Genomic DNA, 12,419 nt, shown 5'->3' with positions numbered 1-12,419 from the left:
TCAAGCACACAGGGATGATCTGGCACTGAAGCCATGAGGGGGTGCTCGGGACTGAAGCCATGAGGGGGTGCTCGGGATCAGTCGACATGAGTTATGACAGGCTACCGTATTTTCACGCCCTCTCGCCAAGGCGCAGATGGTAGCGTCGAGATGTGGTGCGGTAGCGGCAGGTACGATCAGGGTGACGTCTTGCATGATTGAGGTTCCCTCGATATTTCGTCCGCCATCAGGTGAATTTTATGCAGCGAGTTTTTCCTGATTTTGCGCATTCCTCCAGCGATCGAGATATTGAATTGGCGACCGGTACCCGAGTGCCGAATGCTGGCGGATTCGATTATAAAAGACTTCAATGTATTCGAAACTGACGGCCTTCATTTCCGCATGGGTATCCATTTCGCGTGCGAGGCGCGCCCAAGCGCAACACGTGGCGTCGCAGACAATCCGCGCACAGGCGTCGCCATCCGGGACGCATGCGACGGCCCGACGGCTACGGCCATGGCCACGGGAGCACTGCTCGCCTGCACGCCCGCCAGATTAAAGACGCCGACCACTTGCGCCAGCTTGCTTGCCTGCTCTTGCATCGTCGTCGACGCAGCGGCGGCTTGTTCGACCAGCGCGGCGTTTTCCTGCGTGGCTTGATCCATTTGCGTGATGGCGTGATTGACCTGCTCGATACCCGAGGTCTGTTCGGCGCTGGCGATGGCGATCTCACTCATGATGTCGGTAACGCGCTTCACGCTTGCCACGATTTCGTCCATCGTCAAGCCCGCCTGGCCGACCAGCTTGCCGCCGGCATCGACTTTCTCGACCGAGTCTCCGATCAGCTGTTTGATTTCCTTGGCGGCGCCGGCCGAGCGTTGTGCAAGGCTGCGCACTTCCGCAGCGACCACTGCAAAGCCGCACCCTAGTTCGCCGGCGCGCGCCGCCTCGACCGCCGCATTCAAAGCCAGGATGTTGGTCTGGAAGGCGATGCCGTCGATCACGCTGATGATGTCGACGATTTTCTTCGATGATTGGTTGATTGCATTCATCGTATCGACCACTTGCGATACCACAACACCACCCTTGATCGCCACTTCGGAAGCGGAGGCCGCCAGCTGATTTGCCTGGCTCGCATTGTCGGCATTCTGCTTCACGGTAGAGGTCAGCTCTTCCATCGAAGAGGCGGTTTCTTCCAGAGAACCGGCTTGCTGCTCGGTGCGGGATGACAGGTCCAGGTTGCCGGCGGCGATCTGGCTGGATGCGGTGGCGATGGCATCGGCGCCGCTGCGCACTTCGGACACGATCCTCACCAGGCTCTCATTCATTGCCTTGAGTGCCCTCATCATCTCGCCGAACTCGTCGCCGCGTTTCGTTTCTTCGACCGTCGACAGGTCGCCCTGCGCAATGCGATTGGCAACCTCGACGGCGCGCGTCAATGGCCGGCGGATCGAACGGATCAGGATAGCGGTACCGGCAATCGAGAAAATAATGATCAGCACGGTCGTCATCACCGCGATCTTTTGGTTGCTCTGCCGTGCTTCAGAAAACATCGCGCGCACCTTGTCGGCGGCTATCTGCTGCATGCGTGCGAAATCGCGCACCGACTGCAGGTAATTGTCCATCAAGGGCTTGCACTCGCGATCGAACAAGGCCGTGGCACCATCGGCGTCACCCGCACGCTTGAGGGCAAGCGCTTTATCCAGCGACTGTCGCATGGCGTCGCGCTCGCCCGCGATCTTTTTCATCTGTTCGCGGTCGTCCGGCGACAACGGCATTTCTTCCAGGCTCTTTTGCAACTCGAGGTACTTTTTGGCATCGCCGTCGCTCATGGATTTGAAGGCGGCTTCGACTTCATTGCCCTTGCTGATGACGGTGGCATGCGCACGCGCCAGTTCGACGGCAACATGGTTGTCCCACTGGGATGCGGCGCGTATCTTGGCGTCATTCTGGATGTACAGGACATCCGCCTTGTGTTGCGCCGCGGCCGAGCGAGTGACTGCCACGACTATCATCGATGCCAACGCCAGGAGCATGGCCGATACAGCGAGCCACAGCTTGGCAGAAATGCCCAGGTTGTTGAAGTTCATCTGACGCCCGCTTTCGTATCAAAGTTAATTAATATCCATCGAACCAAGTGTCCTGTCCCGCAAATTCGTTGCATAAAAGATGGCGAGAATCACGCCGATCCAGCGTCAAAAATGCTCGCAAGGGGGCCACCCTTGCTGCGCTTTTTTCCTTGTCTCGACGCGATTTCGCCACTTTTATTTTTGCAACGAACTTACGGAACATGACGCTAGCGCCCCGGTTCAACTCCCCAGCTCGCACAACAAGTCCTTCGCCGCCACCACCATTCCCGGCTTCACATGCGTATGCTGGACCACCGCATCGCGCTCGGCGCGGATCATGGTTTCCATCTTCATGGCTTCGATCGACACCAGTGGATCGCCCTTGGCCACTTTCTGTCCGGGTTTGACCGCCAGCGTCACCACCATGCCCGGCATCGGCGCGCCGATATGGTCGGGGTTGCCGTCCTGTGCCCTTGGATGCGTGACTTGCTTGGCTGCGCCGGCGCGGTCGATGCGTACCATGCGTGCCTGGCCGTTCAGTTCGAAGAACAGCTTGCTTTGTCCCTCTTCCTCAAGCTCGGTGCGGCCCTGCAGGCGCATCACCAGCGTCTTGCCCTTGTCGATGTCGACCGAGATTTCCTGACCTTCCTTCAGGCCATAGAAGAACACTTGCGTCGGCAACACGCTGACGTCGCCATACTGGCGGCGATGCTCCGCGTAGTCGCGAAACACCTTCGGATACATCAGGTAGGAGGCCAGTTCCTGTTCGGTCATGCTACGGTCGACCGCTTTTTCTGCATCGGCTTTCGCCTGCGCCAGATCGACCGGTTGCAGGTTTGCGCCGGGGCGCCCCTGCATCGGCGCGCCGCCCTTGAGAATCTTTTTTTCCAATTCTTTCGGGAAGCCGTCCGGCGGGAAGCCAAGCTCGCCCTTGAACAGCGAGATCACCGATTCCGGGAAGGCGACTTCCTTGTCCGGATTGCGCACGTCTGCCGGCGTCAGGTCGTTGGCGACCATGAACAGCGCCATGTCGCCGACCACTTTCGACGTCGGCGTAACTTTCACGATGTCGCCGAACAGTTGATTGACATCTGCGTAGGCTTGCGCGACTTCGGTCCAACGGTGCTCGATGCCCATCGCGCGCGCCTGTTCGCGCAGGTTCGTGTATTGGCCGCCCGGCATTTCGTGGCGGTACACGTCGGAGGTGCCAGAGCGCATGTCCGCCTCGAACGGCGCGTACTGGCGGCGCACGCCTTCCCAGTATTGGGAGATGTCGAACAACGCCTGCTTGTCCAATTTCGGATCGTGCCTTGTATGGGTAAGGGCCGAGGCGATCGCGCCGAGATTCGGTTGCGATGTCAGGCCGCTCATCGCATCCATCGCGCCATCGACCGCATCGCAACCGGCTTCCACTGCGGCCAGCACCGAGGCGGCGGCAATACCGCTGGTGTCGTGCGTGTGAAAATGGATGGGCAGCCCGACTTCGTCCTTCAAAGCCTTAACGAGCGCGCGCGCCGCATGCGGCTTGCAGACGCCGGCCATGTCCTTGATCGCCAGGATGTTGACGCCCGCACGTTCCAGTTCCTTCGCCATGTTGACGTAGTACTGCAGGCTGTATTTCGGACGGGCCGAATCAAACGGGTCGCCGGTGTAGCAGATCGTGCCTTCGCACAGTGCGCCGGTTTCGCGCACGGCATCGATGGCAACGCGCATGTTCTCGACCCAGTTCAGCGAGTCGAAGACGCGGAACACATCGATGCCGCCGGCTGCGGCCTGCTGCACGAAGTGCTTGACCACGTTATCGGCATAGTTGGTATAACCGACCGCATTGGATGCGCGCAGCAGCATCTGGAACAGGATGTTGGGTACTGCTTCGCGCAAGTTCGCCAGGCGTTCCCACGGGTCTTCCTTCAGGAAGCGCATCGAGACGTCGAAGGTCGCGCCGCCCCAGCATTCGAGCGAAAACAGATTGGGCAGCATGCGCGCGTAATATGGCGCGATCGCCAGCATGTCGGCGGTGCGCATGCGGGTCGCGAACAGCGACTGGTGCGCATCGCGCATGGTGGTATCGGTCAGCAGGACCTGCTTCTGGTCCTTCATCCACTGCGAGAATTTCTCGGCGCCCAGTTGCTTGAAGAGATCCTTCGTTCCCGGCGTGATCGGGGTGGCGCGGTGCGCGGCCGGCAGGATCGGTGACGGCAACACGCCGTCGATGCCCTTCCGGCCTTTCATTTCCGGATTGCCGTTGACCACCACGTCGCCGATGAAGCGCAGCAGGCGGGTCGCGCGGTCGCGCCGCTTGGCGAACTGGAACAACTCCGGCGTGGTATCGATGAAGCGCGTGATGCATTCGCCGGACCTGAACTGCGCGTGGTTGATCACGTTTTCAAGGAACTGCAAATTGGTGGACACGCCACGGATGCGGAATTCGCGCAATGCGCGGTCCATGCGTGCAATCGCTTCATCCGAGCTCGATGCCCAGGCAGTAACCTTGACCAACAGCGAATCGTAGTACGACGTGATGACCGCGCCTGCATAGGCGGTTCCGCCATCGAGGCGTACGCCGAAACCGGCGGCGCTGCGGTAGGCAATGAGGCGGCCGTAGTCAGGCGTGAAATTGTTTTCCGGGTCTTCGGTAGTGACGCGGCATTGCAGCGCGTGGCCGTTCAGCGCGATCTCGGATTGCAGCGGAATGGCGGCGCCAAGCACATCCTTGTCGCCGATCTTCATGCCTTCGGACACATGGATCTGCGCTTTGACGATATCGATGCCGGTGACCTGCTCGGTGACGGTGTGTTCGACCTGGATGCGCGGGTTGACTTCGATGAAATAGAATTGGTTGGTGTCGGCATCCATCAGGAATTCGACGGTGCCGGCATGGGTGTAATTCACTGCGCGACCGAGGCACAGCGCGGCGTCGCACAACTCGGCCCGGCTCTTGTCGTCAAGGTAAGGCGCAGGGGCGCGCTCGACCACTTTCTGGTTGCGGCGCTGCACGGAGCAGTCGCGCTCGTACAGGTGCACCAGGTTGCCGTGGGTATCACCGAGCAACTGTACTTCGACGTGGCGCGCGCGGCGCACCAGCTTTTCGAGATACATCTCGTCATTTCCGAAGGCGGCTGCCGCTTCGCGCCGCGCCACTTCCAATTGGCCGGGCAGATCGGCTTCGGATTCGATCACACGCATGCCGCGCCCGCCGCCGCCCCAGCTGGCTTTCAGCATCAAGGGATAGCCGACCGCGGCCGCGAGCTTCTTTGTCTGTTCGATATCGTGCGGTAAGGCCGAGGTAGCCGGCATGACCGGCACGCCGGCAGCAATCGCCGCATTGCGGGCGGCGACTTTGTTGCCCAGCGTGCGCATGACTTCCGGCTTTGGTCCAATGAAGGTGATGCCGTTCGTCGCGCAGGCTTCGGCGAAGTCCGGGTTCTCGGACAGGAAACCGTAACCGGGGTGGATCGCATCGACGCCGGCTTCCTTGGCGATGCGGATGATGTCGTCGATATCGAGGTAAGCGGCGATTGGCTTCTTGCCTTCGCCGACCAGATAACTTTCGTCGGCTTTGAAACGGTGCAGTGCAAAGCGATCCTCGGCGGCATATATCGCCACCGTGCGCATGCCCAACTCGGCAGCGGCACGCATGACGCGGATAGCGATTTCGGAACGGTTTGCAACTAGAATCTTGCGGATCTTCATTTCTGGGGCTACCAATGCTGGAATTTGAAATGCCGCCGTATCAGTCGGATACCGCGGCAGGAATAGTGGCCGATTTCATTGATATTCCCGCCCCTTCAAGGGGAGGGAGTGACAACGCGGCGCGATTCAAGCCGTCGGCAGCTTGTACCCATGGAACTGCTCGCGCATCTTGTTCTTAAGGACCTTGCCGGTGGCTCCAAGCGGTAGCGCATCGACAAACGCCACGTCATCCGGCGTCCACCATTTTGCGATCTTGCCTTCATAGAACTTGATCAGTTCCTCCTTGCTGACTTCCGCGTCCGGCTTTTTCACCACTACCAGCATCGGACGCTCGTCCCACTTCGGATGGAACACGCCGATGCATGCCGCCTGTTGCACAGCCGGATGCGTCATCGCGATGTTTTCCAGATCGATCGAACCGATCCACTCGCCACCGGACTTGATCACGTCCTTGCTGCGATCGGTGATCTGCATGTAACCGTCTTCGGTGATGGTCGCCACGTCTCCGGTCGGAAACCAGCCGTGTTCCAGTACATCGCCGCTCTCGCTCTTGAAATAGCTGCCGATGATCCACGGCCCCTTGACCAGCAGGTTGCCGTAGGTCTTGCCGTCCCACGGCAATTCACTGCCGTCGTCGTCGACGATCTTCATGTCGACGCCGAACACCGCATGCCCCTGCTTTTCCAGGATCGATTGCTGCTGGTCGTCCGACAGATCCAAGTGGTGCGCTTGCAAGGTGCAAGCGGTACCTAATGGCGACATCTCGGTCATACCCCAGGCATGCACGACTTCCACGCCGTACTGATGGCGGAACGTCTTCATCATCCCCGGCGGACAAGCCGAGCCGCCGATCACGGTGCGCTTGAAGCTGGAGAACTCCAGGTTGTTCTGGGCGACATGGTTCAGCAAGCCCAACCACACGGTCGGCACGCCGGCGGAGAAGCTCACCTTTTCCTGCTCGAACAATTCATAGACTGATTTTCCGTCCAGCGCCGGACCGGGGAATACCATCTTCGCGCCGACCATCGGCACCGAATACGGCAAACCCCATGCATTGACGTGGAACATCGGCACGACCGGCAACACCGCATCGCGGGCGGAAAGATTGAATACGTCCGGCATCACCGAGGCCAGCGAATGCAGCACGGTAGAACGATGCGAGTACAGCGCGCCCTTCGGATTGCCGGTGGTACCGGAGGTGTAGCACAGGCTGGAGGCGGAATTCTCGTCGAACAGCGGCCACTCGTATTGATCAGAATTGTTCGCGATCAGGTCTTCATAGCACAGCAGGTTAGGAATCCTGCTGATGGCCGGCATGCGCTCCTTGTCGCACATCAGTACAAAGCCCTTGACCGTCTTACAGTGCGCGGCGAACACCTCGACCAGCGGCAAGAACGTGAGGTCGAAGAACAGGTACTGGTCTTCGGCATGATTGACGATGTAGGCAATCTGTTCCGCGTGCAAGCGTGGATTGATCGTGTGCATGACGGCGCCAGAACCGGAAATTGCGTAATACAACTCCATGTGGCGATAGCCGTTCCAGGCCAGCGTGGCGACGCGTTCGCCCATCTTCACGCCGAAGCCGCCCAGCGCATTGGCTATCTGGCGCGCGCGCTTGTGGCAGTCGCGGTAGGTGTAGCGATGGATGTCGCCTTCGACGCGACGCGAGACGATTTCGGCGTTGCCGAAATAACGGTCCGCATGCCGGATGATGCTGGAGATGAGCAAAGGCTGGCTCATCATCTGGCCCATCAGTGGGCTCTGTGTGGTTTGCGACATAAAATCTCCGATATGAATTAAGCGAATTTCGCGATCTGCCGTATGGACTGGGGTCAATGAGTCAGTATCAAGCCGCCCATGATCAGGGCCGCCAGGAACAGGGTTTCAGTCACCAGCAGCAAGACCGGACGCCAGCCCAGCGTGGCCAGTTGCTGGAACGAGGTCTTGACTCCCAGCGCGGCAATCGATACCACCAGGCACCAGCTCGACAGGCTCGTCGCGCCCTGGACCGCCCACTGTGGAATCCAGCCCATGCTATTGATTGCGATGAGCGCCGCAAATCCGACCAGGAAGCCCGGCAGCAAGGGCGGCTTGGCGCCCTGCCCGCCTCCACCATTCCTGAAAATCAGCGAGAGCACTGCGACTACCGGCAGCAGCATTGCAACCCGCGTCAGCTTGACGAAAGTGGCGCCATCACCTACCTGCGGCGAGATCATGTTGCCGGCGGCAACCACCTGCGCGACATCGTGGATGGTGCCGCCGAGGAATATCGCAGTGCTGTTCGGATCGAGTCCGAAGAAGTTCGCCAGCGCCGGATAGGTAATCATTGCCACGGTCGACAATGTCGTCACGCCGACCACGGTAAAGAGGGTGAAGCGCTGGTTTTCCTCATTGCGCGGCAATACTGCAGAAATCGCAAGCGCTGCGGACGCACCGCAGATTGCCACCGCACCGCCGGTCAGCACGCCCTCGATTAGTGGACGGCGCAACAAACGACCGAGCAGTACGCCAAAAAGAATCGTCAGCACGACGCCAGCAATCACCATGGAGATGGACACTGGTCCGATCGAAGCGATTTGATCCAGCGTGATGCGTACGCCGGTAAGCGCGACGCCGAAGCGCAGGATCTGGCGGGACGTAAACTCGATTCCCGCTTTGACCTTCTCCCCGGTGGCGGCAAAGTTGAACGCCATGCCGAAGAACAGCGCGTACAACAGGCGCGGGCCGCCCTGGTGTTCGGCGACAAACGCCGCCGCCAGGCCGATGGTGATTGCCGTCAATACGCCGGGCCAAAGAATCTGCCACTGCGGGATTCGCTGTGCAAAGTAGAGACGCATTTTTCTCACCGTATTGTTCGGCACCTCGGAAGCCTGTTGCATGTGCATGTATTTCTATCCTTAAGTTCCTGTCGCCAGCGACACGGCCGCTGGAGCCTCGCTCTTGGTCGCTCCCTTGAGCAGGAAGTGCGAGAGTGCGGGAATCAACACCAGCGCACCGATCATGTTCAAGACGAACATGAAGGTGAGCAGGATGCCCATGTCAGCCTGGAATTTGATCGGCGACCAGACCCAGGTCACCACGCCGGCTGCCAGCGTCACGCCCACCAGCGCCACCACCTTGCCGGTGAACTGGATCGAACGTTGATACGCGACGGCGAGCGACGCGCCGGCGCGCTGCTGCGCGAGCTGGATGGAGAGCAGATAGAGCGCGTAGTCGACGCCGATACCCACGCCCAGCGCGATCACCGGCAAGGTCGCCACTTTCACGCCCATGCCGAGCATGACCATCAGCGCCTCGCACAGGATCGAGGTCAGCACCAGCGGCAGCACCGCCACCACGACCGCGCGCCAACTGCGGAAGGTCACGAAGCACAGCAGGATCACCGCGCCATAGACATACAGCAGCATGGTGCGATTGGCTTGCTGGACGACGATATTCGTCGCCGCTTCGATGCCGGCATTGCCTGCGGCCAGCAGGAACTGGCGATCCGGCTGCGAGTGCTCGGCGGCGAAGCGGTTGGCTTCGGCGACGATGCGGCTGAGCGTCTCGGCGCGATGGTCGGTCAGGTAGGCGATCACCGGCATCACCGAGCAATTGTTGTTGAACAGGTCCGGGCTATTGACCGCTGCCTGCTGGGCGCCATAATTCAGCACATCCTGGTTGCGCGCCAGCGTCAGCCATTTCGGATTACCCTCGTTGGAGCCGGCGGTGATCTGCCGGACCGCATTGCCGAGGAAAACCGTGGTTTGCACACCCGGTAGTTGCTGCAACTCCCACGCGAGGCGGTCGGCCTCAACCAGTGTCTGGTAGTTGAGGCAACCTTCCGCCGGCGTTTTCACGATGACTGCAAACTGGTCGCTGGAAAGCGAGTAGTTCGCGCCGATGTAGGCGTTGTCGCGGTTATAGCGGGAATCGGCACGCAATTCGGGGGCACCAGCTTCGAGGTCGCCGATCTTCAATTGCAGACTGACGAGGAAGCCGCCCACGCCCAAGCCAAGCGATACGAGAATTGCGGCCAGCGCCCAACCACGGCCGGTAAAGCGATCGAGCCAGCCCCATGCCGCGGCCAAGCCCTTGCCGCTTGCTGTTTCCTGTTCGGCACGCAGGCTGCGCTCGGCGGCCTTCGCGCTGACGCCGGTGTAAGACAACAGCACGGGCAAGAGAATCAGGTTGGTGAAGATCAAGACCGCAACGCCGAGACTGGCGGTCAGTGCAAGATCCTGGATCACCGGAATATCGATCGCCATCAGCACGGCGAATCCGACCGCATCGGCCAGCAGCGCCGTCATACCCGCGAGGAACAGGCGACGGAAGGTGTAGCGCGCCGCCACCAGGCGGTGCGTGCCGCGCCCGACGTCCTGCATGATGCCATTCATCTTCTGCGCACCGTGCGAGACGCCGATCGCGAAAATGAGGAAAGGCACGAGGATCGAGAAGGGATCGAGCTCGAAGCCGAGCAACGCGACCAAGCCAAGCTGCCATGCTACTGCGACCACCGAACAGGCAACGACCAGCGAGGTGCTGCGCACGCAGCGCGTATACAGGTAGATGATGGCGATAGCGATCAGCGCAGCAGCGGCGAAGAAACTCATCACCTGGTTCAGGCCGTCGATCAGGTCGCCAACCAACTTGGCGAAACCGACGATGTGAATGCGCACGTTCCCGCCAGAGTCATGCTCGAACTTGGCGCGGATATTGTCTTCAAGCACGCGCGACAGCGCACGATAATCGATAGGGTTTCCCGTGGCCGGGTCCTTGTCCAGCAAGGGAACGATAATCATGCTCGACTTGAAGTCATTGCCGACCATGCGTCCGACAATGCCGGCGCGCGCGATATTCAGGCGAAGCTGTTCCGTGGCTTTCGGCGATCCGTCATAGGAGTCCGGCATCACCGGGCCGCCGCGCAGGCCTTCCTCGGTGACTTCGTTCCAGCGCACGCCGGGTGTCCACAAGGACTTCAGCCACGCGCGGTCTACACCGGGGGTGAGGAAAAGCTCATCATTGATCTTGCGCAGGGCTTCTTGATACTTGGGATCGAAGATGTCGCCATTGGTATTTTCGACAACGATGCGCAGCGCATTGCCCAGGCCGCGCAATTCGTTCTTGTTGTCGAGATAATTCTTGATGTATGGCTGAGTCTGCGGAATCATCTTCTCGAAGCTGGCGTTGAGCGTCAGCTTCATCGCCGCACCGGCTGCGAGCAGCAGCGTGATGACCGCACAGACAATCATCACGATCAGGCGATGGTTGAAAATCAGCCGTTCCAATGCGCTGCCGGATTTCTGGTCGAAATCCTCAAGCGACCGCACGACCGGCATCCGATCTGTCAAATCTGTAGAAACAGCCATTTCGTTCACATCTCCTGATATGTTTTTTTAGAGCAGTTTGAGTGTCAGTGTGCGGGTAGCGCAGCGGTCTGCCGTGTTGATCGGGGGTGAGTGCAAGGCGCCACGCGCAGACAGGGTGGTTCCCTGGCGAGCATTGGCAACGCCGCAATCGCCCCCGAGCAACGCGGCAGAACCCATACACTGATACTCAAACTGCTCTATCTGAACACCGGCACACGGCTTGCGTGCGCCGGCATGTTACGTCGTGTTTTATTTATTGTTGAATGCGTGTGCGCGCACGCCGCGTGGTCCGGCGATGACCACAACATCGCCTGACGTACAGGCGACAGCCGAAGCGGGCCCCGGCTGATCCAGCTTGACCGGACGAAAGTGCTCGCCAGCGTCGTCGCTCGCCAGCATGCGACCCGATTGGCTGACCAGGATCAGGCGGTTGTCGCCACAGCTTGTGGCGCCGGTAATCCCGTCCTGCAAGCCGGTTTCGATCTTCGCCCACTGCTTGCCGCCATCGATGCTGCGATAGGCATTGCCGCGCAGGCCGAAAACGACGACGGCGTCCTTGCTGCCGTTCACGCCGAAGTAGGTCCCTTTGTAGCCGGTATCCATGGCCGCGAAGCGGTTACCCGCCTCGTCGAGCTTGAGCACGAGTCCCTGCTCGCCGCTGATGTACAGCGCGCCGCCGACCTGGCGGACCGCATATAGGTGCATGCGAGTCGGATTCTCGGTGCGATGGAACCAGGGCTCCCAGTTCTTGCCGCCGTCGCCGGTACGGAAGATCAGGTTAAAGGCACCAACGATAAAGCCCGTGTTGTCATCGGCGAACCAGACGTCGAGGAAGGGGTTCTCTGCGCCCTGCCTGGCAAGACGCTCGGCTTCATCGAACAGCGCCGCCGACTGCTCGGGCGAACCGAGTTCGCCCGTCGCAGCCTGCTTTGCGTAGAACGAGGCCATGAGCTTGCCGGCGCTGCGTCCATCCAGTTGCTTGACCCAGGTTGCGCCGCCATCGGCGGTGTGCAGCACCACGCCGTCATGGCCGACAACCCAGCCTTTTTGCGGCGACGAAAACGTCACCGCAAGCAGGTCCGAACTGACCGGCACGCCGGCCTGGCGCCACGACTTGCCCTCGTCATCCGAGTACACGATATGGCCCCGCTGGCCAACGGCGACCACACGCTTGCCAGCGCTGACGACACCGTTGAGCAGGGACTTCGTGGCCAAGGCGCTCTCTTTCGCGGGCGTGTCGAGCACGTCCTGGAAAGAGGCTGCCGAAGCAGCCAGGGGAAGCGCCAGGGCGAGTGCGGCCAGATTTGCCGCCATCAGTAGATTACGCATG

6 protein-coding genes and 1 pseudogene are annotated in these 12,419 nt (G+C 60.4%); all 7 read right to left on the bottom strand.

Translation table 11 applies throughout. The annotated features are described in order from the left end of the window. Positions 1–237 precede the first annotated feature (237 nt). Positions 238–387: pseudogene (locus D3871_RS06620) on the bottom strand (IS3 family transposase); the annotation flags it as partial. Then, positions 372–2,069, bottom strand: a complete 1,698-nt coding sequence (locus D3871_RS06615; protein ID WP_119768168.1) for a methyl-accepting chemotaxis protein — start codon at positions 2,067–2,069, stop codon at positions 372–374. The pseudogene D3871_RS06620 and the gene D3871_RS06615, both read right to left, overlap by 16 nt. A gap of 219 nt (positions 2,070–2,288) precedes the next feature. Further along, positions 2,289–5,741 (bottom strand): pyruvate carboxylase, encoded by a 3,453-nt coding sequence (locus tag D3871_RS06610; protein WP_119768167.1) that lies wholly within the window; start codon positions 5,739–5,741, stop codon positions 2,289–2,291. 126 nt (positions 5,742–5,867) lie between these two features. Continuing rightward, positions 5,868–7,520 carry a 3-(methylthio)propionyl-CoA ligase gene (locus D3871_RS06605; protein ID WP_119768166.1) on the bottom strand — a complete coding sequence of 551 codons (1,653 nt, stop codon included), beginning with the start codon at positions 7,518–7,520 and terminating at the stop codon, positions 5,868–5,870. Between the two features lie 53 nt (positions 7,521–7,573). Then, complete coding sequence (locus D3871_RS06600) at positions 7,574–8,626, bottom strand: YeiH family protein (RefSeq protein WP_233575535.1); 1,053 nt, start codon at positions 8,624–8,626, stop codon at positions 7,574–7,576. A 12-nt stretch (positions 8,627–8,638) separates the two neighbouring features. Next, the gene (locus tag D3871_RS06595) at positions 8,639–11,089 is read right to left on the bottom strand and encodes an efflux RND transporter permease subunit (RefSeq protein WP_119768165.1); all 2,451 of its coding nucleotides are present in this window, start codon (positions 11,087–11,089) and stop codon (positions 8,639–8,641) included. Between the two features lie 249 nt (positions 11,090–11,338). Next, a complete protein-coding gene (locus tag D3871_RS06590) occupies positions 11,339–12,418 on the bottom strand; it encodes a WD40/YVTN/BNR-like repeat-containing protein (protein WP_199724736.1) in 1,080 nt (359 codons plus the stop codon). Position 12,419 lies beyond the last annotated feature (1 nt).

This window comes from Noviherbaspirillum saxi (assembly GCF_003591035.1).
GTDB classification, from domain to species: Bacteria; Pseudomonadota; Gammaproteobacteria; order Burkholderiales; family Burkholderiaceae_D; genus Noviherbaspirillum; species Noviherbaspirillum saxi.
The sequence above is the reverse complement of the archived record's forward strand: the minus strand, read 5'-3'. Positions and strand labels throughout refer to the sequence as shown.